The sequence below is a fragment of the Rhodococcus sp. A14 genome (assembly GCF_011603105.1).
Taxonomy (GTDB): Bacteria; Actinomycetota; Actinomycetes; order Mycobacteriales; family Mycobacteriaceae; genus Rhodococcus_F; species Rhodococcus_F opacus.
Genome location: NZ_JAAOQS010000050.1, coordinates 32,423 through 55,626 on the forward strand (window position 1 = coordinate 32,423; position 23,204 = coordinate 55,626).

Consider the following 23,204-nt stretch of genomic DNA (forward strand, 5'->3'; position numbering starts at 1 on the left):
CCCATGACCGAGCGCGTCGACACACCCGGCATCGATCCCGCGGACTTCCGCGTCCACGTGGTGGCGCAGGCCATCCGGCTGTTCTCCGAGAACGGGTACGAGGCGACGACCGTCGAGCAGATCGCATCCGCCGCGGGCGTGTCCCGGCGGACGTTCTTCCGCCAGTTCCGCTCCAAGGAGGACGTGATCTTCGCCGATCACGAATCGCTGTTGCAGCAGGCAGGCGATTATCTGTCCACGGATTCCGACGACCCGTGGGCGGCGGTCTGCAGGACGGCGGGCCTGGTCTTCGACAGGTTTCGCGAGAACCGGGAGTTGTCGGCTCGCCGGTACCAGGTGGTCCAGCGGGTTCCCGCCCTGCGCGACCGGGAGATCGTCACCGGCTTCCGCTACGAGCGGTTGTTCGTCGACTACCTGCGCGGGGTCGTACCCACCGAGCCGGTCCTGAAGGTCATCGGATTCGCGGCCGCCGTCACCGCGTGCCACAACTTCCTGCTCCGGAACATGATCAAGGGCGACCCCGACGCGACCGCCGAGGAACTCGAGCGGGCCCTCCTCGACGTGCGCCGGACGTTCGGCGTCGCTCCGGGGGCATCGACGCAGGAACAGGACGCGGTGCTGGTGGTGTCGTACCCGCCGGGAACGCCGGTGGAGGAGATCACCGGGCGTATCCAGTCCCAGCTGTCCCGGCGCCGGGGCTGAGTGGCCGGGTGACGACAACCACCCTTGACTGGCACTCAGTGCCGTGGTTGACTGCACTGTAGTGGCAGTAGTTTGCCGACCACGAACGTTGCGGCCCACCTGAACGACAATGACCTTGGCACGGAGTGCCTATTCAGACTCGGTGCCGTTGAGACTCAGCAAGGAGCGCCCCATGGCCGGAAATCCGGACTTCGATCTGTTCAAGCTCGGTGAAGAGCACGACGAACTGCGGTCCGCGATCCGCGCGCTCTCCGAGAAGGAGATCGCACCCTACGCGAAGGAAGTCGACGAGGATGCACGCTTCCCCGAGGAGGCCCGCGTCGCCCTCGTGAACTCCGGGTTCAACGCCATCCACGTCCCCGAGGAGTACGACGGCCAGGGCGCCGACTCCGTCGCCACCTGCATCGTCATCGAAGAGGTCGCCCGCGTCTGCGGCTCCTCGTCCCTGATCCCCGCCGTCAACAAGCTCGGCACCATGGGCCTCATCCTCAACGGGTCCGAGGAACTCAAGCAGCAGGTCCTGCCGCAGCTCGCGTCCGGCGAGGCCATGGCGTCCTACGCACTGTCCGAGCGTGAGGCCGGTTCGGACGCGGCCGGCATGCGCACCCGCGCCAAGGCCGACGGCGACGACTGGATCCTCAACGGCTCCAAGTGCTGGATCACCAACGGCGGCAAGTCCAGCTGGTACACCGTCATGGCCGTCACCGACGCCGACAAGGGCGCCAACGGCATCTCCGCGTTCATGGTCCACGAGAACGACGAGGGTTTCGTCGTCGGACCTAAGGAGAAGAAGCTCGGCATCAAGGGCTCGCCCACCGCGGAGCTCTACTTCGAGAACTGCAAGGTCCCCGGCGACCGCATCATCGGCGAGCCCGGCACCGGATTCAAGACGGCGCTGCAGACCCTCGACCACACTCGTCCCACCATCGGCGCGCAGGCAGTCGGCCTCGCACAGGGCGCCCTCGACGCCGCTCTCGCCTACACCAAGGACCGCAAGCAGTTCGGCAAGTCGATCAGCGACTTCCAGGCCGTGCAGTTCATGCTCGCCGACATGGCGATGAAGGTCGAGGCCGCACGCCTCATGGTCTACACCTCCGCGGCCCGTGCCGAGCGCGGCGAGAAGAACCTCGGTTTCATCTCCGCGGCCGCCAAGTGCTTCGCCTCCGACGTCGCGATGGAGGTCACCACCGACGCCGTCCAGCTGTTCGGTGGCGCCGGCTACACCACCGACTTCCCTGTCGAGCGGATGATGCGTGATGCGAAGATCACTCAGATCTACGAAGGCACCAACCAGATCCAGCGCGTCGTGATGTCGCGTGCACTGTTGAAGTAGGCGGCTACGCCGCCCGTGCGCCTTTTTGGTAGCTCCCGCTACCAAAAAGGCGCACGGCTACGTGAGGAGAATTTGTGGAACTAGTAGGCGTGATCGGCGGCGGCACCATGGGTGCCGGCATCGCCGAGGTATGCATCAAGGCCGGTAGCTCGGTTCTCATCCTCGAGACCAAGCCGGAATTCGCCGAGGCGGCGCAGGCCCGCATCGAGAAGTCCCTGGCTCGCGGGGTCAAGGCGGGCAAGCTCGACCAGGACGCCGCGGATGCCGCGCTCGCCCGCGTGCGGGTCACCCTCGACATCGAGGAGTTCGCGGACCGCGACCTCGTGATCGAGGCGGCGCCGGAGATCGAGTCGCTCAAGGTCGACATCTTCCAGAAGCTCGACAAGATCGTGAAGCCGTCGGGCATCCTGGCGTCCAACACGTCGTCCATCCCGCTGATCAAGATGGCCAACGCCACGCAGCGTCCCGGGCAGGTCGTGGGTGTCCACTTCTTCAACCCGGTGCCGGTGATGCCGCTGGTGGAGATCGTGGTCAGCCTGGTCACGTCGGAGGAGACCGTCCTCGCGGTCACCGACTACGCGAAGAACACGCTGCGCAAGAAGACGGTGCGGGCCGGGGACCGTGCGGGTTTCATCGTGAACGCGCTGCTCATCCCGTACCTCACGTCGGCGGTCCGGATGCTCGAGTCGGGTTACGCCACCGCCGAGGACATCGACGAGGCCATGAAGGGCGGCTGCGGTTACCCGATGGGCCCGCTGACGCTGATCGACACCGTCGGTCTCGACATCACCCTCGCCGCGGCGGAGTCGCTGTACGCGGAGTTCGCCGAGCCGCACTACGCTCCCCCGACGCTGCTCAAGCGCAAGGTGGACGCCGGACAGCTCGGCAAGAAGAGCGGTAAGGGCTTCTACGACTACAGCTAGTCACGCCTCTCTGGAAGCCCGTCGCGTCGTCGCGGCGGGCTTTCGCCGTTCTTGACCGCAAATCCCATGTAGGAGATGGCCGTGCTCCGGATCTGCCCGAAGTCGAGCCGGCGGCTCAACTCCCCGTAACTGAGCCGTGTTCCGCCGGCCCGGGCGAGGTCGAGGAGCCGGAGCGGATTCTTCGACCGCGGCCCGAGCCCGACGATCTCGCCGAGCCGCAGTCCGTGCCGCGCCATGATCGGCTCCAGCTCCGCGGGGCGGATACACATCGACCAGTCGTGGATGGGAGTGTCGAACATCCGGGTCATCCGCCACTCCTGCATGATCTTGATCGCGACGAGCTTGCTGGCGAATGTGCGGTTGATGGTGTCGAACAGGTACAGGCCGCCGGGTTTCAGCGCCCGGGACGTCTCGGCGATCACGCCGTCGAGATCCGACACGTGCTCGAGGACGTCGCAGCAGTAGATGACGTCGAACGCGGCATCCGGTACCGGCAGCTGTTCGCCCGACCCGATGCGGTACTCGATGTCGAGGGCCGAACCGGCTGCGTGACGCCGTGCGGTGTCGACCGACACGGGGGACGGATCGATGCCCGTCACCCGGAAACCGATGCGGGTGAACTCTTCCGCGAGGAACCCACCGCCCGACCCGACGTCGAGGGCGCGGAGCCCGTGATGGTCACGACCGACCGTCTCGCCGAGCACCTTACGGAAGTAGGCGAATCGTCCCGGCGTGAGGCTTCCGTGCAGCAGGTTGAGTGGGTTGTCTTCCTCCCACCACGACTCCCCCACACGGTTGTAGACGTCGTTGTCGATGACCAAGCGGACCACCCCTTCTCTGCCGACGGCACAGCGACGACCTCCAGCCTTCTCCTGAGCGTCGGTCACTTCAAGGCCGGTGCCCTTACGCGATGCTCAGAGGATGACATTCAGGGTCTCGCACGTGTGCCTGCTGCTGGGCGGGTTCGTCACGGGAATTGCGTTGACGTCCACCACGTCCAGGGAGTTCGCGTTCGTGGTCGGCGGCGACCGCCTGGACGCGTTGTATGCCGGGCCGGCCGCCGGTGCCTTCCTGGCTGCGGTCGTCGCCGTCCTGGTGGCAGCGCTGGTTCGTGCCCGCCGGGTCCTGTCGACGCTGTCGTTCGCCGGTCTCGCGCTGCTGGGTGTCGCTCCGTCGACGGGGCCGTGGGATTTCGAGGTGTACCTCGGCGGAGTCGGTGCGGGCCTGCTGCTCGGCGGCCTCGTCGGACTGTGCGCCACCGCCGACCGGGCATGGTTGCAGACCGCACTCGCGGCGGGGGTTCTCGCCGGACTCCTCCTCGCCGGACCGATCGACCACTTCCGGACGTCTTTTCCCCGGCGCTACGCCGATTACCTTCCGGCACCCGCATTCGATCCGGTGGCGCTGACCGTCCTCGCGCTCACGTGCGTAGTTCTGGCCGTCACGCTGGCGTCCGGCGACTTCGGTGAGCGGACGGACGTCGCGGCGAGCGCGCGCGCCCTCGTCGTCGGGATCGTCCTGCCGCTGATCGGGCTGGTGCTGTACTGGTGGTTCGTTCGACGTGTCTGGAACGTGGGCACCTACGGCGCGATGCAGGGCAGGTGGATGTTCGGACTCGTCCTGGTCGTGGCGGTGATCGCCGCCTCGCTGTGGCTGGAGAGCCGCACCGGGATCGTGTTGCTCGCAGCGATGGCGTTCGTCGCCGCGGGGGACATCGGTGTGGCGGCGTTCCCGGATTCCTGGCCGTGGCTGCTGGTGCCCGCGGCGCTCGTGCTGACGGGCGCCGTGCTCGGCCGGCGCTTCCCGCACCCGGTGCTCGGCATCGCGGCGCTCGCAGTCGTGGCCGCGTCGGCGTTGTTCGAGCACCCGCCGTGGGACAACCTGCACGTCGGGGCGACGTGGCTCCTCCTTCCGCTCGCGGCCTCGTACACGGTCGCGTCGAGTCTGCCGTCGAGCGAGCCGGTCACCGCGACATCGCTGGCGGTGCCTGCCGCGCTGGCCGTCCCGCTGATCGCCGACTACGGGTGGACGGCGTATGCGCCGCTCGTCGAATCCGAGAGGACGCTGGGGCCGGACTCGTGGGCGTGGACATCGACCGGACTGTCCGTGGCTGCCGTGGTCGCGTGCGGTCTCGCCGCCGCTCACCTCGGAAAACGCCCCACCTGAGCTCATTGCACGATACATACGTTGTGCACCATGCATACGCTGTGTATGGTGCACAAATTGTGTTTCGCAGAGTTGAGGAGATTCGTGTGGACAGTCCGACGCCCGCCGTCCGGCCAGGCGGCCTCATCGCCGTGCTGGCATTCACCGGCATCGTCGCCGCGCTCATGCAGACCCTCGTGGTGCCGCTGATCGGCGACCTCCCCCGACTGCTCGACACGACCGCCTCCAACGCATCGTGGGTGATCACCGCGACGCTGCTCGCCGGCGCCGTGGCGACACCGGTCACCGGACGTCTCGGCGACCTGTACGGCAAGCGGCGGATGATGCTGATCTGCACGGTGCCGCTCGTCCTCGGCTCGGTGGTCTGCGCACTCGCGACGTCCCTGGCCCCGATGGTGATCGGCCGAGGATTGCAGGGCATCGGTGTGGGCATGATTCCGCTGGGAATCAGCGCACTGCGGGACCTGCTGCCGCCCGAGCGCCTGCACTCCTCCATCGCCTTGATGAGCTCGTCCATGGGCATCGGCGGCGCCCTCGGTCTGCCGCTCGCCGCAACGGTCGCGGAGAATGCGAGCTGGCGCGTGCTGTTCTGGGGCGCCGCCGGGCTCAGCGCGCTGATCGCCGTGCTGCTCTGGTTCTTCGTGCCTGCCACGCCCGTCCACGGGCCCAAGGCCCGCTTCGATCCCATCGGCGCGGTCGGACTCGGTGTCGGACTGGTGTCCCTGCTGCTGGCGGTGTCCAAGGGCGCCGACTGGGGCTGGGCGAGCAGCACCACCCTCGGTCTGTTCGCGACCACGGTCATCGCGTTGACGGCCTGGGGCTGGTGGGAACTCCGCACTCCCGAACCGCTGGTCGACCTGCGGGTGATTGCCGGCCGTCAGGTGCTGCTGACCAACGCCGCGTCCGTCGTCGTCGGCTTCGCCATGTACGCCCAGTCCCTGATCGTTCCGCAGCTCCTGCAGTTGCCGGCGTCGACGGGATACGGCCTGGGACAGTCGATGCTGGCCATGGGACTGTGGATGGCCCCCTCGGGTCTGATGATGATGGCGGTCTCCCCCTTCGGGGCCAAGCTGTCGTCCACCCGCGGACCGAAGGTCACCCTGCTCGTCGGAAGCCTCGTCATCGCGCTCGGCTACGGGTCGTCGATGTTCCTGATGGGGTCGACGTGGGGCCTGGTCGTGGTGACCTGCATCTGCGGCTCGGGCGTCGGCCTGGCCTACGGCGCGATGCCCGCCCTGGTGATGAGCGCCGTGCCGCAGTCCGCGACCGCCTCCGCCAACAGCGTCAACTCCCTGATGCGCTCGGTCGGTACCGCGGTGTCCGCGGCCGTCGTCGGAGTGGTCCTCGCCCAGATGAGCGTCCAGGTCGCCGGCCACACCCTGCCGACCGAGGGCGGCTTCCGAACCGGCCTGTTGATCGGTTGCGGTGTCGCACTCGTAGCCGCGGCCATCACGCTGGCCATTCCCACCCGTCGCGCCACCCTCGCGGCGCCGAACTCGATTCCCGAACCGCTCGCGCCGTCGAAGGTGTAGCCCCTTGCCGGTTGCCTACTTGTGGAGGGCGTACCCCGCCACCGGGTTGCCGTTGATGTAGACGGTGCCCTCGTAGGTCCCGTCGGGCCTCGGCGTGATCCGGTCGGTCAGGAAAGGAAGCCCGGAGGGGCTGTAGTCGGTGACGAGGGAACCGCTCGCTTCCGGAGTGGTCATGCCGAAGATGTACGGGAAGAACACCCCGAAGTTGTCCATGACCCACCCGGGTCCGAACGTCTTGCCCTTCCAGATCAGGTCACCACCGAGAACGTTGGTGGTGCCGACGTACGTCCCGGCAGGCAGCGGGACCGGCATGGGCGCGGGTAGCGGCGGCGGCATGGGCGCCGGCACCGGGTCCGCTGCGGCCGTCCCCGCGCCGACGAGACACAGGCCGGCAACCGCGGCGGCCCCGACTGCGACCTTGCGCTTGATGTCCATGAGTACTCCGTATATCGAGGTGCGTGGCGGAAAGTGTCGCACGGACCGGGCCGTCACAGGGAGAGTGTGAAGAAGATGCTGTTCGGATCGTTGCCGTAGTCCCCGAACGGGGGACATTCGGTGAAGCCGTGCTCGGTGTACAGACGCCTGGCCGGGGCGAAGAAATCCTCGACGCCGGTCTCGAGGCTGAGCCGGACGTACCCGCGCGCCCGCGCCTCGTCGACCAGGTGCGCGAGGAGCCGGGTGGCCACACCCCGCCCGCGCGCCTCCGTGGCCGTCCGCATCGACTTGATCTCCCCTTCGGCAGGCGAGAGCTCACGCAAGGCCGCGGTTCCCAGCACGGTCTCCTCGTCCCACAGCGTCCACACCGTGACCGACGGGTCCCGCAAACCGGGCAGATCGAGGGCGTGAACACTGTCGGGCGGCGACGTCGCACGCATGTCCGCCAGGTGCTCTGCCAGCAGACCGTGCACGGCCTCGCGGGACAGGTCGTCGACTTCGATGTACACGCGCTCGAGTATGCCGAAGCCGGCGCGAGAAATCGCAACGAGCACCCCACTGCCTGGACCGCGGCGCACCATGGGGAGATGACCGAGACCGTGCTGCGCCTGAGCACCCGCCAGGGACGGTGGGTGGTCACCGCCACCGTTCTCGGCTCCAGCCTCGCGCTACTGGACGGGACGGTGGTGAACATCGCCCTGCCGCACATCGGCGAGGACCTCGGGTCGGATGTCGCGGGAATGCAGTGGGTACTGAGCGGCTACACTCTCGCCCTCGCGTCGCTGATCCTGTTGGGCGGGGCGCTCGGGGATCGCTGGGGCAGGCGCCGCGTCTTCGTCTGGGGGACGGTCTGGTTCGCGGTGGCGTCACTCCTGTGCGGCATCGCACCCGACATCACGATGCTCGTGATCGCACGGATTCTCCAGGGTGTCGGGGCAGCGATGCTGACCCCCGGCAGCCTCGCTCTGATCGCGGCGTCGATCCACGAGGACGACCGGGGCGCCGCGATCGGACTGTGGTCGGGGCTCGGCGGGGTGGCCGGGGCGATCGGACCTCTTCTGGGCGGCTGGCTGGTGGAGGTGGCCGGCTGGCGGTCGGTGTTCCTGCTCAATCTTCCGCTCGCCGCCGTCGTCGTGTGGGCATCGATGCGGCACGTCCCCGAGAGCCGCGACCCGCATCCTCCCGATCATCTCGACGTGCTCGGGTCGGTGTGCGCGGTGATCGGCCTCGGCGCGCTCACCTACGGTCTGATCGAGATGAACCTGATCGCCGGGGTGGTCGGGACCGTCGCGCTGATCGCGTTCGTCGTGGTGGAACGGCGTTCACCGAACGCCCTGGTGCCGCCGAGCCTGTTCGCGTCGCGCATATTCGTGGCGGCGAACCTGGTGACGCTCGCCGTGTACGCCGCACTCGGCGGCGTCTTCTTCCTGCTTGTCCTGCAATTGCAGTTGGTGGCCGGATACTCGCCGATCGAAGCCGGAGTCGCCACCATCCCGATCACGCTGGCGATGCTGGCGTTCTCCTCCCGCGCCGGCAGCTACGCCCAGACCCACGGCCCCCGACTGCCGATGACCGTCGGGCCCGCACTCGCAGCGGTCGGCCTGCTGTTGATGACCCGGATCGGGCCGGATGCGAACTATTGGACGGTCGTGCTCCCCGGCGTCGTCGTCTTCGGCCTCGGGCTGTCCGCGATGGTCGCGCCGCTGACCGCCGCCGTGCTCGGGTCGGTCCCGGTGGACCAGTCCGGCATCGCCTCCGGGGTGAACAACGCCGTCGCGCGCACCAGCCAGCTGCTGGCGGTGGCCGCACTCCCCGGGATCGCCGGGATCGACGCCGAAAGCATGATCGACCCCACCAGCTTCTCGCACGGCTTCCGCATCGCGATGTACATCTGCATCGCACTGCTCCTGGTCGGGGCGACCATCGCCGCAGCCCTGATCCGGGCGCCCGCCCCGCCCGCTCGCACCCCGCTTGGTCCCGTCCCGGATTCGGTTGCATGCAAACCACATTGCGACGTCACCGGTCCGGCAGTACAACCGACCCTCGCCCGGTCGAGCCGTACTCCCCCGAACGGGTGACGCGCCCGCAGGCCACACCGTCATGCGCGCTTTCGTATCCTGGTCGGGTGGCGATTTCCGGTACCGACCCCGCGAGTGTCCGGGTCGACAGCTGGACCTGGGCGATCCGGCTGTTCAAGACGCGCTCCGCGGCGGCGGCCGCCTGCAGGTCGGGGCACGTGCGGGTCAACGGCACCACCGCCAAACCCGCGCAGCCGGTCAAGGTCGGTGACGAGGTCCGCATTCGCGCGGCGGGTGTCGAACGCATCGTCGAGGTCGTCCGGCCCATCACCAAACGGGTCGGCGCGGTGGTGGCGGTCGAGTGCTACACCGACAACACACCACCGCCCCCACCGCGCGAAGTCCTCGCGTCGATACCGCAACGCGACCGCGGTGCAGGCCGGCCTACCAAACGCGAACGCCGCGAGATGGACCGGTTGCGCGGGTTGTGACCGCTCAGGCCGGGGTGTGGCTGAGGATGCGCAGGGCGGCCGGCACCGCCTCGATGGTGATCGGCAACGGACCGACCCGGTCGCCGTCCGCGTACGCCGTGATGCCGTCGCACTGCAATCGCACCTTCCGCGAACGGTAGGTCTGCACGTCAGGGAGATCCACGTGAGTGCCCTTGTAGACGCGGGGGAACAACCGGACCAGCCTCGACCGGCGACCGTAGTCGACGACCGTGACGTCGAGCAGGCCGTCGCTCTTGTCCGCGCCCGGGCAGATCTGCATGCCGCCGCCGTACGAGCGTCCGTTGCCCACCGCCACGAGGGTGGCGTCCACCTGGAACGTCTCCTCGTCCAGTTCGATGGTGTAGTGCAGCGGGCGGAGCTGCGTCAGCTCGGCGAGCATCGCGAGGTTGTACCGCATCGGGCCTTTGGGCCACGACATCCGATTGGCGCGGTCCGTGACGAGCGAGTCGAATCCGCTCGCGACGATGGTGCCCGCCCACACCACCGCGCCGTCCGCGAGCGTGATGCGGGCGAGGTCGGATTCCTGCACCTCCCCGTCGGCGATCACGTCGGCCGCGGCGACGGGATCGCCGACGGGGATACCGAATTCGCGCGCATGGTCGTTGCCGGTGCCGGCCGGGATCAGCCCGACCGGTGTCCCGGATTGCGCGGCCGCCTGCAGCCCGATGCTGATGGCGCCGTCCCCGCCGACGACGACGAGCGCGTCGGTGCCGTCGTCGATCGCCCGGCGCGCCAGCATGCGCGCGTGATCGGCATCCGTGCCGATGATCTCGGTGACGGCGACCCCGCGCTCCCGCAGGCGCGCCACCCCCTTGCGGCCGGCGACGGGTGCGTGACCGTGTCCGGCGAGGGGGTTGACGAGGACGGTGACCTTCTCGATCACCTGCTGCGTGCTCACGGAATCAACTTGCCGGGGTTGAGGATTCCCGCAGGATCGACCGCGTCCTTGACCGCCCGCAGAATCGCGACGCCCAGGTCGCCGATCTCGTCCCGCATCCACGGACGGTGGTCGACTCCGACCGCGTGGTGATGCGTGATGGTTCCGCCGGCGGCGATGATCGCATCACCGGCGGCGGTTTTGGCCTTCCGCCACTGTTCGATCGGGTCTTCCGCTTGCGCGGACACGACGGTGAAGTACAGCGAGGCGCCGGTCGGGTACGTGTGCGAGATGTGGCACAGGACGAGCGGCGGGGTGCCCTGCCCGGCCAGCGACTCCGTCAGCGCAGTGGTCACGGCGGTGCGGAGCGCAGCGAGGTTGCCCCAGGTGGTCGCGGTTTCCAGCGTCTCGCACAGCGCTCCCGCGTCGAGCAGCGAGTCGCGCAGGTACGGTGCGTCGAAACGGCCGTGCTCCCAGCCGTTTCCAGGCGCCTCACCCAGGGACGTGCCGCCGTGCGCCACCAGCACGGCGCGAGCCTCCGCCGTCCGCTCCGCGGTGTGCTCGGCGGTGCCCTCGAACGTCGTGATCGCCAGGCAGCCGCCGGTGACGGTCTCCTCACCGATCTTGTCGGTGGTCGCGAGGTTCACCGCAGTCTCCGCCTCGTCGGACAGTCGCAGCACGGTCGGGACCGCACCTTCCTGCCGCAACGCCCGCAGAGCCGCCGCGCCCGTCTCGAAGTCGGGGAAACTCCACCCTTCCCGGACGGTGGTGTCGGGGACCGCGTGCACCCGCACCCGCACCCGGGTGATGACGCCGAGCGTTCCCTCCGACCCGACGAACAGTTCGCCGAGGTCCGGACCCGCCGCGGAGGCCGGGGCGCGCCCCGTGTCGAGGGTCCCGGTGGGGGTCACCACCCTCAGTCCCTGCACCATGTCCTCGAACCGCCCGTACCCCGCGGACGCCTGCCCCGACGACCGGGTGGCCGCGAAGCCGCCGATGGTCGCGAACATGAAGCTCTGCGGGAAGTGCCCGAGCGAGAAGCCGTGCGCGCCGAGCAGTTCCTCGGCGAGCGGACCCGTCACACCGGCTCCCAGCGTCGCGATGCCGGAGTCGGCGTCGAGGTCGATGAGCGCGTCGAACCGGCGCAGGTCCAGCGAGACGACGGCGTCGAATCGGTCGCGCAAGGGGTCGAGCCCGCCGACCACGCTCGTTCCGCCACCGAACGGCACCACGGCGATGCCGTGGTCGGCGCAGTATCGGAGCACGTCGGCGACCTCGTCGTCCGTACCGGGGGTGACGACGGCGTCGGGCGCGTTCTGCGGTTCGGTGCTGCGGCGGCGCAGCAGGTCGAGCGTGCTCTTGCCGCCGGAACGCAGCAGCCGGTCGGAGTGCGCGGTGCTGCAGAACTGTTCTCCGACGATGCCCGCGAGCGCGGCGACCTGCTGGTCGGACAGTGCGCTCGGAGCCAGGACGACGTCGTCGGCCGCCCGGTCGGAGGGCTCCCTGATCGTGACGCCGAGGGCCTGTTGCAGCAGCCCCTTGATGCCGTCCGAGAGGATCTTGTGCTTCTCCGGCGCGCCCCAGGCGTCCCACTGCATCGGGGGTGCCGTCAGGACGGCGTGATCTTCCGATCGCTCATTGCTCATGCGTTATAGTGTTACACATCATGTAAGAGTGTAACTAGCCCTCTTCAGCGACCGCCCCGCTCCCGCCACACCTGCCGGATGGGCCGCAGCACCAATCCCATCTGTTTCCGTGTCTTCCCACGCGTCACCAGAACACCCGTGATCGCCACGATCCAGACCGGGTACTGCACGAGCCAGGCCACTCGGAACGCGTCGAACGAGTACCCGCCCATCGCATCGAGGATGAGACCCATCGCCTGGATGACCAGCAACGACGCCAGGAAGCCGCCGATGTTGACCATGCCCTGCGCCGTTCCCATGCTGGTGCTGGGGTTGAACATGCGGGCGTAGTCGAAACCGATCATCGAACCGGGGCCGCCCACCGAAATCACCATCACGAGCACGATCAGCAACCAGATCGGCGCCGGACCCGGCAGCGACAGGACAACGGTCCAGATCGCCGCATTGCTGCTCATGATCGCCAGCACCAGATAGGAGCGGCGCATCGGGAAACGGCCGCTGAGGATGCCGATGATCGGGCCGGCCACAATTGCCGAGATCACCGACAGGGTCAGCAGCGAACCGGCCTCCGCCGGCGACAATCCCTGCGCCGACCTCAGGTACGGCACACCCCACAGCAGGGCGAACGTGGTCATGGAGAACTGCGTGCCCATGTGGGTGAAGAACCCGAGCCTGGTGCCGGGACGCCCCCACACGGTGCGGATCTGCCTGCCCACCTCCCGCAGTCCGGCGGGCGCGGCCACCACCTCCAGACCGGGAGGCGCATTGCGGATGACGGAGACGGCCAGCACGAACGACAGCAAACCGAGCGACGCCGCGCTGCCGTACGCGAAACTCCAGCCCGGCCCGTTCAGCAACAGCATCAACGGCAGCGCCGACAGGATCTGACCGATCTGACCGAAGATGCCGGTGAGCTGCGACACGAGCGGGACCCGCCGCGGCGCGAACCACTGCGGCACCAGGCGCAGCACGGAGATGAACGTCATCGCGTCGCCGACGCCGACGAGAACGCGCGCGGCGACCGCCAGCGGCAGCGATTCGGTGAGCGCGAGGAGCATCTGCGCCGACGCCATGATGAGGGCGCCCGCGGAAATCATGACTCGCGATCCGTACCGGTCGAGGAGCACACCGGCGGGGATCTGCATCCCCGCGTACACCACGATCTGGAGTACGACGAAACCCGACAACACACTCGGACTGATCGAAAATCGTTCCGTCGCCGCGAGGCCCGACACACCGAACGAGGTTCGATGCAGGACGGCGACGATATAAGCGACAACCCCGACGCCCCACACCAACCACACTCTGCTCATCGCAGATCAAACTACCCCCCAGCAGGTATTACCCGCCGGTCGAAGTCACTCGCGGCCCAGCGACACCCAGGTCGGATCGGCTGTGCGCTCGCCGACGGTGAGATCCGCGAGCAGGTCCAGACGCGCGATCTGCCCTTCGGTCAGCGTGAGCGCGAGCGCGCCGGCGTTCTCCGTGACACGGGCCGCGAACCGGGTACCGGGAATCGACACGGACGGCAACCCGAACTCGCGGGCTTTCGCGTCCAGCCACGCCAGCGACACCTGGGCGGGCGTCGCGTCGAGTTCGGCAGCGACCTCGCGGACGACGTCGAGCACCTTCAGGTTCGCCGGCAGCGCATCGTCGCCGAAACGCGGGAACCGGCGACGCAGATCCTTGTCGCCCAGCGTGGCCGGGTCGTACGTTCCGGTGAGGAATCCCCGGCCCACCGGCGAGTACGGCACGAAGCCGATGCCGAGTTCCGCCGCCGCGGGAACCACGTGCTTCTCGACGTCGCGACTCCAGATGCTCCACTCGCTCTGGATCGCGGCGATGGGGTGCACGCGCGAGGCGCGACGCAACTCGTCGCCGGTCGCCTCCGACAGTCCGATGTTGCGGACCTTCCCGCCCTTCACCTGTTCCGCGATCGCACCGACGGTGTCCTCGATGGGCACCTCGGGGTCGACGCGGTGCAGGTAGTACAGATCAACGGTGTCGACGCCGAGCCGGGACAGCGATTCGTCGAGGGCCTGCGCCACGTATTCGGGCTTGCCGTTGATGCTGCGCCGGCCGTTCGCGATGTTGCCGACGAGACCGAACTTGGTGGCCAGCTGCACCTCGTCGCGGCGTTCCTTCAGCACCGTGCCCACCGCGATCTCACTCGCGCCGTCGCCGTACACGTTGGCCGTGTCGATGAACGTCACTCCGATGTCGATGGCGTGGTGGAGGGTCGCGAGCGCCTCCGCGGCGTCGACGGGGCCGTACACGGGGGCGACGGACATGGCGCCGTAGCCCTGCGCGCTGACGGTGAGGCCTTCGGACAACTGCACGGTGGGGATGTTGGTCATGCGCCCCATCCTTCCCGAGCACCCCGACAGGTGCATCGTTTGGAATCGCGCTGATCGTGACCCGGCTGCCTCTACCCTGAAGGCATGGCATTCGACTGGTTCGAACTCGCCCGCATCGCCCACCGCGAGTTCGGTGCACGGGTCGCCGCGATCACCGACTGGTCGGCGCCGACACCGGACCGCGAATGGGACGTCACCCAGCTGGTGCGGCACGTCATCGAGGAACAGCAGTGGGTTCCCCCGCTGCTCGCCGGGAAGACGGTCGGCGAAGCGACCCCGGACATCGAGCCCCTGCACGGCGACATGCGGTCGGAATGGCAGCGGTACTCGGACGCGGCCATACACGCGTGGTCGTCGACCGACCCGCGGACGCAGGTGCACCTGTCCTACGGCACGGTGCCGCTCGAGCCGTATCTGCGGCAGCAGATCGCCGACGTCACCATCCACGCATGGGACCTCGCCAAGGCCACCGGATCCGACGACACACTCGACCCGCAACTCGTCGCCGGCGTCTGGTCGGATCTCGACGGCCAACGCGAGATGCTCTCCGAGAGCGGGCTGTTCGCCGACCCCGTCGACGTTCCCGACGACGCGCCGCTCCAGGATCGCCTGATCGCCCTCACCGGTCGCGATCCCCGGCAACGCATTTAACCAACCGCCGCCGAGGGTCCCGCCTACGCTGGGAGACATGAGTACCCCGGATCCCAAACCCCGCAGCCGCGACGTCACCGACGGATTGGAGAAGACCGCAGCGCGCGGAATGCTCCGTGCGGTGGGCATGGGCGACGACGACTGGGGAAAGTCCCAGATCGGCGTGGCGTCGTCGTGGAACGAGATCACCCCCTGCAACCTGTCGCTCGACCGGCTCGCGAAGGCCGTCAAGGACGGCGTCCACGCCGCGGGCGGGTACCCCCTCGAGTTCGGCACCATCTCCGTGTCCGACGGCATCTCGATGGGACACGAGGGCATGCACTTCTCCCTCGTCTCCCGTGAGGTGATCGCCGACAGTGTGGAAACGGTGATGCAGGCCGAACGCCTCGACGGATCGGTGCTGCTCGCCGGTTGCGACAAGTCGCTGCCCGGCATGCTGATGGCCGCGGCCCGCCTCGACCTCGCGAGCGTGTTCCTCTACGCCGGTTCGATCCTGCCGGGTGTCGCCAAACTGTCGGACGGCACCGAACGCGACGTCACCATCATCGACGCGTTCGAGGCGGTCGGCGCCTGCTCGCGCGGACTGATGAGCCGTGAGGACGTCGACGCCATCGAACGTGCCATCTGTCCAGGCGAGGGCGCGTGCGGCGGAATGTACACCGCGAACACGATGGCCAGTGCCGCCGAGGCACTCGGCATGTCGCTGCCCGGCAGCGCCTCCCCGCCCGCCACCGACCGTCGTCGCGACGGATTCGCGAGGCGCAGCGGTGAAGCCGTCGTCGAACTGCTCCGACGCGGCATCACCGCCAGGGACATCCTCACCAAGGAGGCGTTCGAGAACGCCATCGCCGTGGTCATGGCGTTCGGCGGCTCCACCAACGCCGTCCTGCACCTGCTGGCGATCGCGAGCGAAGCGGATGTGGAACTGACCCTCGACGATTTCTCCCGCGTCGGTGCCCGCGTCCCGCACCTCGCGGACGTCAAACCGTTCGGCAAGCACGTGATGAAGGACGTCGACCACATCGGCGGCGTGCCCGTCATCATGAAGGCCCTGCTCGACGCCGGGATGCTGCACGGCGACTGCCTCACCGTCACCGGCAAGACCATGGCCGAGAACCTGTCGGCCATCGCTCCTCCCGACCCGGACGGCAAGGTGCTCCGCGCGATGAGCTCGCCCATCCACCCGACCGGCGGAATCACGATCCTCAAGGGTTCCCTCGCCCCGGGCGGTGCGGTGGTGAAGTCGGCCGGGTTCGACTCCGACGTCTTCACCGGCACCGCCCGCGTCTTCGAACGGGAACGCGCCGCGATGGACGCCCTCGAGGACGGCACCATCACGAACGGCGACGTCGTGGTCATTCGCTACGAGGGTCCCAAGGGCGGACCCGGCATGCGCGAGATGCTCGCGATCACCGGCGCGATCAAGGGTGCCGGACTGGGCAAGGACGTCCTCCTGCTCACCGACGGCCGATTCTCCGGCGGCACCACCGGCCTGTGCGTCGGCCACGTGGCACCGGAGGCCGTCGACGGCGGTCCCATCGCGTTCGTCCGCGACGGCGACCAGATCCGACTGGACGTTGGGACGGGCACCCTCGAACTGCTCGTCGACGAGGAGGAACTCGCCGGCCGTAAGAACGGGTGGGACCCTCTGCCCCCGCGCTACACCCGCGGGGTCCTGGCCAAGTACACGAAGCTCGTCGGCTCCGCCTCGGGCGGCGCCGTCTGCGGGTAGGCGCTTCGCGCCCGTGCGCCTTTCTGGTTGTCCTGGCTACCAAAAAGGCGCACGAGCCCGAAGGGCCTAGATGGGCCGGAACCCGGCGCCGGGACCGCCGCTCGCGTTCATGTCGGCGATGATCGAGTTGAGGTTGGTGCCGATCTCCGGGCCGATGCACGGTGCCGCGAGGTAGGCGTTGACCATGGCCACCAGGGTGGTGCCGACGACCATCGGTGCGCCCGAGTCACCCTCGATCACGCAGGCCTGGGTCCACGTCTCACCCGTCTGCATGAGGTCGCCGTAGACGATGCCGCAGGTGTTGCCCGTGGTGCGGCCTTCCTTGCACGCCACCTGTGGGAAGGCTGCCGGTGCGCCGATGTTGGTGATGGTGACGCCGCCCACCCTGTTGACCGGGACGACCTTCGCCGGGTCGAACTGGATCACCGCGTAGTCGAGAACGGGGTTGGAGACGACGAACGTTCCGACGATGCCGCTGTCCTGGCTGGCCTCGGGCACCACGTAGGAACCCGATTCACCGCAGTGGCCCGCTGTCAGGCCGACGAGCCGGCCCGCGTTGTCGTGTCCGATGGTGGTGAGTGAGCAGACGAGTTCGTCGTTCACCACGATCCCCGAACCGCCCCCCAAGACGGCGGCCGGAGCTGCTGTCGCGGACCCCGCCGCAACGAATCCCAGAATTCCCGCTGTCGCCGCAACAACCGCCGCGAATCGTTTCAACATTTTTCGAACCTTCCCGGATGAGCCCCGACGGCCGCGTGTCTCCCCATAAGAATCCCACCCCGCACAAGACCTGCGTGGGGGAATGCCGATGTAGAGACCGCGACCGTTGCCGACCCGGGCGCTACTCGACGGCGCCGAGCGCCTCCAGTGCTTTGCGGGCGTCCTCGAGTTGCCGGCTCAGCTCGTCCACCCGGGCCGCCGCGAGGTTGCGTGCCGCCACGATGATCGACTCGACGGCCTCGATCGCCGTCTCCTCCCCGAGTTCCCGGACGGCGCGCTCGACGGCGTCCGGCGAGACGGGGACGGCCTTGCCGGGACGCTTGGCTCCGTGCGCGACGGTGACGCTCCAGTCGTTGTCGGCGCCGGCGTGGATGGTGACGCTGACTCCCGCGGGCACCTTCTTGCTGGTGCGTTTGGCCGGTACCGCGGCGGGTTTCGGGACCGCGGTGGCGGCGGGCGCAGGCGTCGCGACGGTCTTGGCGGCCGGAGTCTTGGGGGCGGGGGGCGGACCGGGCTCGATCTCCTGGTGCACGACCGGGGTCGCGGGAGCGGCGGGCGCGGGCGCAGACTTGGCGGCCGGAATTCGTCTCATCAGAAGCTCCTCCGCTTCGAAGGGGAGCTCGTCGTCGACGCCTTTGGGGCGGATCAAGAGCGTATTGCCTTGCACGGAGATAACTTTCGCCGAGGCTCCGGCCTCGAGCCCGAGGCTGGGCATCGCCTCGCGCAGATACACGGTGGCCCGCTTACCTTCCGCGATCGCGGCAGCGAGGGTCTCGAGATTCTCCGCGGTCAGGTGATCCGGTGCGGCGGCACCGGAACGTCTACGGGGCGGCATGCGCTGTCCTTTCTGGTCTGTCTCCTGGTTACGCTCGTGAGCACCGCAACTCTCGCACACCCCACCGACGGTTCCGCATCGGACGGGCTCGCACAGTGGCAGATTGAGGGGAATGGACGCACCGCGACCATGCGTGCGCATCGACCGTATCGAGAGGAACGACGTGACCTCGGAAGCACCGGAGAACGGCGACGAGACCGCAACGACGACGGAGATCTCACCGACCCTGCTCCGCGACGTCCAGGCCGATCTCGAGGAGTCGCTTCTGGGCGGGCCCCGCCGCTACACGCGGACCGAGATCGCCGACTTCGCGGGGGTATCCCTCGAACGGGCGGATCGCCTGTGGGTGTCGATGGGTTTCGCGGTCGACACCGATCCGGACGGCGTCATGTTCACCGAGGGGGACGCCGCCGCGTTGCGCACCATCGCGTCGCTCGTCGACCAGGGGATCATCTCACCGGAACGCGAAGTGGCGGCGGCTCGTGCTCTCGGCCAGTCGATGTCGCGGCTCGCCGAATGGCAGGTCTCGTTGATCAGCACCCACATCGTCGATCAACTCGCCGGGTCCGCGGGCAGCGACGAGCAGGCCATCCGGGAGCAGGTGCGCGAACTCACCGCCGAGATCCTTCCGGCGGTCGAGTCGTTGCAGGCGTACGTGTGGCGCAGGCACATCGCCTCGACCACCGGTCGCAACGTCGGGAATCCCGGCGAGGAGGTCGCGAGCCGGAAACTGGTGGTCGGCTTCGCGGACATCGTCGGGTACACGTCGTTGACCCGTCAGCTCGGCGCGCGGGAACTGAGCGACCTTCTGGAACGTTTCGAGTCGGCGTCGACGTCGGTCATCGGCCGCCATCAGGGGTGGGTGGTGAAGACGGTCGGCGACGAGGTGATGTTCGCCGTCGAGTCGCCGTCCGATGCGGCGGAGATCGCCCTGCAGCTGCAGGAGCAGGTTCTGCCGGACGAGGCGGACCCCGAACTGCGGGTAGGACTCGCGATGGGTCCGGTGCTCGTCCGGTTCGGCGACCTCTACGGCTCCGTCGTCAACACCGCGGCGCGACTCACCGGTTCGGCGCGTCCCGGCACGGTGCTGATCGACGAGGCGCTCGCCCACGAACTCGCCGACGCTCCCGGTTACTACCTCAAGCAGCTACGTCCACGACGTGTTCGAGGGATTCGACGACTCGAACAGTTCGTGCTGCGTCGAGACCGGGACGCCTAGCGACTGTCAGCTTCCGAAGGGAAGGGTTCCGGGCGGGATGGAGTATCCGCTGCTGCCGGCGGCGACGCCGCCCCAAGCACCGAGGAGCCAGTTGAGTGCATCAGTGATCATCGAGAAACCTTCCCACACCATTCATTCGATACGCGCGGCATCCGGTGCCGCGCGCACGTGCCACGGTAATGACGACGCGCGGAGCTGTCGACGTCACAATGCCTGAGCAGGCGGTATCTCGAGGAGCGTCGGCTTCGCGGGACCGGCGGCGACCTGGGCGGCGCGTGCGGCGAGGAAGTCGTCGACGATCTGCTCACACGCGGTCCGTCCCAGCGGGGTCAGGGTCGCGAGCCGGGTGAAGACGAGTGGTCCGATGAGTTGGGCGAGAGCGAGGTCGTAGTCGAATTCGCCGAGGCGTTCGGCCGCCTCGGGTGTGCCGAAGACCTGGTCGAACGCCGCCCGGTACTGCTCGACGATGGTCTGCCTCAGCGTCCGCAGTTCCGGTTTGTCCGACTCGACAGCGGCCGCGCTCGAGTAGTCGTCCAGCGCGGGGCCCATGCCGAGCCAGCACATGGCCGTCACGTTCATGGGGGCACTCTCGATGAGTTTCGCCTGACTGACCATCAGCTCGACCAGCCGGTCGCGGAGGTCGCCGTCGGCGGGCACGGTCGGCGCGGGTGGGAGCAACCGCCCGAACGCCGCGGCGACCAGTTCGGTGCCGTTGCCGAAATGCCGGTAGAGCGTGGCCCGAGCCACGTTCGCCAGCTTGGTGACGGCGTCGATCGTCACGGCGTCGGTGCCACCCTTCGCGAGAAGAGTTGTCGCGGCGTCGAGAAGTCTCGCGCGAGAGCGCTGCCTGCGGGGATCCTGCTCGGTCATCTGCACCGCCCGTTCCTGCCACTGCCGCACCTCTTGTGAACTACCAGTCTACCAACGATACTGACAGTCTCGTTACTTCCACGGAGGGATTACATCGTGCGCTCTCGGGACTCCGCACCACCGCAGGACACCGAACAGAGCAACACCACCGGCTGGACCCTTCGGCAGATCTGGATGCTGACCGTCGCGTGCTGCGCGGTCGCACTCGTCGTTGCGGCGATGGCCGCACTGAACACCGCCCTGCCCGACCTCGCCCGCGACACCGGCGCCAGCCAGAGCCAGCTCACCTGGATCGTCGACGGCTACACCCTCACCCTCGCCGCACTCCTGCTTCCCGCCGGCGCACTCGGCGACCGCTACGGCCGCCGCGGCCTCCTCATGTTCGGACTGCTGATCTTCGGCCTGGGTGCCGCCATTCCGATCCTGAACGACAGCCCGGAGTGGATCATCGGGTCCCGCGCGGTCGCCGGCATCGGCGCGGCCTTCGTGATGCCGGCGACGCTGTCGCTGCTCACCGCCGGTTTTCCACTGTCCCAGCGCGGCCGGGCCGTCGGCATCTGGTCGGGTGTCGCCGGGTCGGGCGCGATCGCCGGACTGCTGGTCTCGGGACTGCTGCTCGAACAGTGGTCGTGGAAGGCGATCTTCGTGAGCCTCGCCGTGGTGTCCGGCGTCCTCTTCCTCACCGGATTCACCATCGCCTCCTCACGCCAGACCGACCAGGCGCCGCTCGACCTTCCCGGCACCGTGACGATCGCGGCGGCGGTGGGCCTGTTCGTGCTCGGCACGATCGAGGCGCCGCACCGCGGCTGGCTGGACCCTGCCGTCGTCGGACTCATGGCGGGTGGCGTCGCCGCCGCGGTGGCGTTCGCGCTCGTCGAGTTGCGCCGCGAGCATCCGCTCCTCGACGTCAGGCTCTTCGCCAACCGCGCCTTCGGGTCGGGGTCGATGTCGTTGCTGATGCAGTTCCTCGCCATCCTCGGGCTCTTCTTCTTCGCGGTGCAGTACCTGCAACTGGTGCTGAGCTACTCGCCGCTGGAGTCGGCGCTCGCGCTCGCCCCCATCGCGGTACCCGTGATGATGCTGTCCGCGGGGATGCCGTTCGTCCTCCCCTATGTCGGCCTCCGCCCGTTGCTGTCCGTCGGCGCCGCGATCCTCGGTGTCGGAATCTTACTGATGGTCCGGCTCGACGAGTACTCGAGTTACCCCCAGGTGGCTCTGCCGCTGGTCGTGGCCGCGTTCGGCATCGGCCTGTGCACGGCACCCGCCACCACCGCAATCGTGCAGAACACTCCCGATGAGAAACAGGGAGTGGCGTCCGCGGTCAACGACACGGCACGCGAGATCGGGGCGGCGATCGGCGTCGCACTGGCAGGCAGCATCCTGGCCGCGGGGTACGGCAGGCACGTCCAGCCGGCCGTCGACGCCGTCCCCGACGTCGCGAAGGAGCCCGTGTCGAGTTCCCTGGCGGCCGCGCTGCACGTCGCCCAGTCGGCGGGCCCGCAGGGCGAGCAGCTCGCGAGCTTCGCCCGGAAAGCGTTCCTCGAGGGAATGGACGAGGCGTCCATCGCCCTGGCCTGCGTGTGCTTTGCGTCCGCGGTGGTGCTCGCGGTGTGGGCGCCGGGCCGGAAAGGGTCGTCTCCGGCGCCGCGGAAGGACGAGGAACTGGCCGACGTCGACTGAGCGGACGTTGCCCTTGTGACCGCCGTCATTGTATCGTTCAGTATCAGTTACTGAATGTCACAGTTAGTTGACCGCCTAGTCACAGAACAAGGGGTAGTGATGACCGCATCGATCGTCGTCTCCGACCGCGAAGAGACCGCCCAGCGCTTGCTGGCGTCGTCGGCACGCAAGTCCTACGACCCGATGGTCGAGGTCGACTGGGAAGCACCGATCCCCGACGACAAGTTCGGTCTCACCCCTGAGTGGAGCACGCTCTACGGCACCGCCCTCTGGGACGAAATGACCGAAGAACAGAAGATCGAGCTCACCAAGCACGAGGCCGCCAGCGTGTCCAGCGTCGGACTGTGGTTCGAGATCCTGCTCATGCAGATGCTCCTGCGCGACGTGTACGGCCGCGACAAGCACTCGCGCCACGTCCAGTTCGCGCTCACCGAGGTGGCCGACGAATGCCGCCACTCGGTGATGTTCGCCCGCGCCGGTGAACGCCTCAACATGCCGAGCTACGGACCGCACCCCGCGATCCACAAGCTCGGACGCATCTGGGGTGGCTTCTTCCGGGGCGCGAACGCGTACGCCAGCGTGATGGCCGCCGAGGAGATCCTCGACATGATGCAGCGCGACTTCATGAAGGACGAGCGCGTGCAGCCCGTCACCCGCACGGTCAGCAAGATCCACGTCCTCGAAGAGGCCCGCCACATCCGCTTCGCCCGCGAAGAGGTCGGCCGCCGCATCGAGGGCGCCAGCTGGGCTCGGCTGCAGTTCGAGCGGCTCAACACCGCGGTGGTCGTGTACTTCGTGATGAAGAGCATGATCCGCAAGGACGTGTATGCGAATGCCGGACTCGACCCGGAGCGGGCCGCCGCCGAGGCCAAGAACAACCAGCACTACAAGGACACCGTTCGCACGTCCGGTTCCAAGTTGATGCAGTTCCTCGATGGCGTCGGCCTCGTCGGCGGCCCGTCCAAGCGCCTCTACAAGAGGGTCCATCTCCTCTGA

The 23,204-nt window shown here is 68.3% G+C and carries 22 protein-coding genes; 12 read left to right on the plus strand and 10 right to left on the minus strand.

The window, feature by feature from the left end; translation table 11 throughout:
* Window positions 1–3: 3 nt before the first annotated feature.
* From G9373_RS24155 to G9373_RS24165, 3 genes are all read left to right on the plus strand, one after another.
* Window positions 4–702, plus strand: coding sequence for a TetR family transcriptional regulator (locus G9373_RS24155; RefSeq protein ID WP_133986173.1), 699 nt, complete (start codon window positions 4–6; stop codon window positions 700–702).
* A gap of 172 nt (window positions 703–874) precedes the next feature.
* Window positions 875–2,035, plus strand: a complete 1,161-nt coding sequence (locus G9373_RS24160) for an acyl-CoA dehydrogenase (protein ID WP_005255941.1) — start codon at window positions 875–877, stop codon at window positions 2,033–2,035.
* A gap of 74 nt (window positions 2,036–2,109) precedes the next feature.
* Window positions 2,110–2,958 (plus strand): 3-hydroxybutyryl-CoA dehydrogenase, encoded by an 849-nt coding sequence (locus G9373_RS24165; protein ID WP_005561875.1) that lies wholly within the window; start codon window positions 2,110–2,112, stop codon window positions 2,956–2,958.
* On the opposite strand, the gene ubiG is transcribed toward G9373_RS24165, so the two are convergent.
* Window positions 2,955–3,788: a bifunctional 2-polyprenyl-6-hydroxyphenol methylase/3-demethylubiquinol 3-O-methyltransferase UbiG gene (gene ubiG, locus G9373_RS24170; protein ID WP_054247074.1), complete on the minus strand. Its 834-nt coding sequence runs from the start codon at window positions 3,786–3,788 to the stop codon at window positions 2,955–2,957. The genes G9373_RS24165 and ubiG overlap by 4 nt on opposite strands.
* Before the next feature lie 91 nt (window positions 3,789–3,879).
* Between ubiG and G9373_RS24175 the strand changes: the two genes are divergently transcribed.
* Window positions 3,880–5,124 carry a hypothetical protein gene (locus G9373_RS24175; protein WP_167117102.1) on the plus strand — a complete coding sequence of 415 codons (1,245 nt, stop codon included), beginning with the start codon at window positions 3,880–3,882 and terminating at the stop codon, window positions 5,122–5,124.
* Between the two features lie 86 nt (window positions 5,125–5,210).
* Window positions 5,211–6,656, plus strand: coding sequence for an MFS transporter (locus G9373_RS24180; RefSeq protein WP_167117105.1), 1,446 nt, complete (start codon window positions 5,211–5,213; stop codon window positions 6,654–6,656).
* A 15-nt stretch (window positions 6,657–6,671) separates the two neighbouring features.
* Here the strand turns inward: G9373_RS24180 and G9373_RS24185 are convergent, their stop codons facing one another.
* A complete protein-coding gene (locus G9373_RS24185) occupies window positions 6,672–7,091 on the minus strand; it encodes a hypothetical protein (RefSeq protein WP_005255936.1) in 420 nt (139 codons plus the stop codon).
* A 53-nt stretch (window positions 7,092–7,144) separates the two neighbouring features.
* Window positions 7,145–7,672, minus strand: coding sequence for a GNAT family N-acetyltransferase (locus G9373_RS24190; RefSeq protein ID WP_167117108.1), 528 nt, complete (start codon window positions 7,670–7,672; stop codon window positions 7,145–7,147).
* Between the two features lie 6 nt (window positions 7,673–7,678).
* On the opposite strand from G9373_RS24190, the gene G9373_RS24195 reads away from it, so the two are divergent.
* Window positions 7,679–9,169 (plus strand): MFS transporter, encoded by a 1,491-nt coding sequence (locus G9373_RS24195; protein ID WP_065489481.1) that lies wholly within the window; start codon window positions 7,679–7,681, stop codon window positions 9,167–9,169.
* 47 nt (window positions 9,170–9,216) lie between these two features.
* On the plus strand, window positions 9,217–9,600 hold the full coding sequence (locus G9373_RS24200) for an RNA-binding S4 domain-containing protein (protein WP_005561891.1): 384 nt from the start codon (window positions 9,217–9,219) through the stop codon (window positions 9,598–9,600).
* A gap of 4 nt (window positions 9,601–9,604) precedes the next feature.
* On the opposite strand, the gene G9373_RS24205 is transcribed toward G9373_RS24200, so the two are convergent.
* From G9373_RS24205 to G9373_RS24220, 4 genes are all read right to left on the minus strand, one after another.
* Window positions 9,605–10,519 (minus strand): diacylglycerol kinase, encoded by a 915-nt coding sequence (locus tag G9373_RS24205; RefSeq protein WP_005561892.1) that lies wholly within the window; start codon window positions 10,517–10,519, stop codon window positions 9,605–9,607.
* Complete coding sequence (locus G9373_RS24210; protein WP_167117116.1) at window positions 10,516–12,096, minus strand: FAD-binding oxidoreductase; 1,581 nt, start codon at window positions 12,094–12,096, stop codon at window positions 10,516–10,518. The genes G9373_RS24205 and G9373_RS24210 overlap by 4 nt, the downstream gene beginning before the upstream one ends.
* Before the next feature lie 92 nt (window positions 12,097–12,188).
* The gene (locus tag G9373_RS24215; RefSeq protein WP_037203483.1) at window positions 12,189–13,457 is read right to left on the minus strand and encodes an MFS transporter; all 1,269 of its coding nucleotides are present in this window, start codon (window positions 13,455–13,457) and stop codon (window positions 12,189–12,191) included.
* 45 nt (window positions 13,458–13,502) lie between these two features.
* The gene (locus G9373_RS24220; RefSeq protein WP_167117110.1) at window positions 13,503–14,501 is read right to left on the minus strand and encodes an aldo/keto reductase; all 999 of its coding nucleotides are present in this window, start codon (window positions 14,499–14,501) and stop codon (window positions 13,503–13,505) included.
* Window positions 14,502–14,585: 84 nt separating this feature from the next.
* Between G9373_RS24220 and G9373_RS24225 the strand changes: the two genes are divergently transcribed.
* Together G9373_RS24225 and ilvD are read left to right on the plus strand one after the other, a co-directional pair.
* Window positions 14,586–15,152, plus strand: coding sequence for a TIGR03086 family metal-binding protein (locus tag G9373_RS24225; RefSeq protein WP_167117113.1), 567 nt, complete (start codon window positions 14,586–14,588; stop codon window positions 15,150–15,152).
* Window positions 15,153–15,189: 37 nt separating this feature from the next.
* Entirely contained in the window at window positions 15,190–16,884 is a 1,695-nt protein-coding gene (ilvD, locus tag G9373_RS24230) for a dihydroxy-acid dehydratase (protein ID WP_054247060.1), read from the plus strand.
* 66 nt (window positions 16,885–16,950) lie between these two features.
* Here ilvD and G9373_RS24235 read toward each other — a convergent pair whose 3' ends face one another.
* Window positions 16,951–17,604 carry a S1 family peptidase gene (locus G9373_RS24235; protein ID WP_005255921.1) on the minus strand — a complete coding sequence of 218 codons (654 nt, stop codon included), beginning with the start codon at window positions 17,602–17,604 and terminating at the stop codon, window positions 16,951–16,953.
* A gap of 121 nt (window positions 17,605–17,725) precedes the next feature.
* Complete coding sequence (locus G9373_RS24240; RefSeq protein WP_005255920.1) at window positions 17,726–18,439, minus strand: DUF6319 family protein; 714 nt, start codon at window positions 18,437–18,439, stop codon at window positions 17,726–17,728.
* Window positions 18,440–18,602: 163 nt separating this feature from the next.
* On the opposite strand from G9373_RS24240, the gene G9373_RS24245 reads away from it, so the two are divergent.
* On the plus strand, window positions 18,603–19,658 hold the full coding sequence (locus tag G9373_RS24245) for an adenylate/guanylate cyclase domain-containing protein (protein ID WP_054247079.1): 1,056 nt from the start codon (window positions 18,603–18,605) through the stop codon (window positions 19,656–19,658).
* A 204-nt stretch (window positions 19,659–19,862) separates the two neighbouring features.
* On the opposite strand, the gene G9373_RS24250 is transcribed toward G9373_RS24245, so the two are convergent.
* The gene (locus tag G9373_RS24250) at window positions 19,863–20,534 is read right to left on the minus strand and encodes a TetR/AcrR family transcriptional regulator (RefSeq protein WP_043787452.1); all 672 of its coding nucleotides are present in this window, start codon (window positions 20,532–20,534) and stop codon (window positions 19,863–19,865) included.
* Between the two features lie 90 nt (window positions 20,535–20,624).
* Between G9373_RS24250 and G9373_RS24255 the strand changes: the two genes are divergently transcribed.
* Both G9373_RS24255 and G9373_RS24260 read left to right on the plus strand, forming a co-directional pair.
* The gene (locus G9373_RS24255) at window positions 20,625–22,208 is read left to right on the plus strand and encodes an MFS transporter (protein ID WP_005255916.1); all 1,584 of its coding nucleotides are present in this window, start codon (window positions 20,625–20,627) and stop codon (window positions 22,206–22,208) included.
* A gap of 99 nt (window positions 22,209–22,307) precedes the next feature.
* Window positions 22,308–23,204, plus strand: coding sequence for a diiron oxygenase (locus G9373_RS24260; protein ID WP_005255915.1), 897 nt, complete (start codon window positions 22,308–22,310; stop codon window positions 23,202–23,204).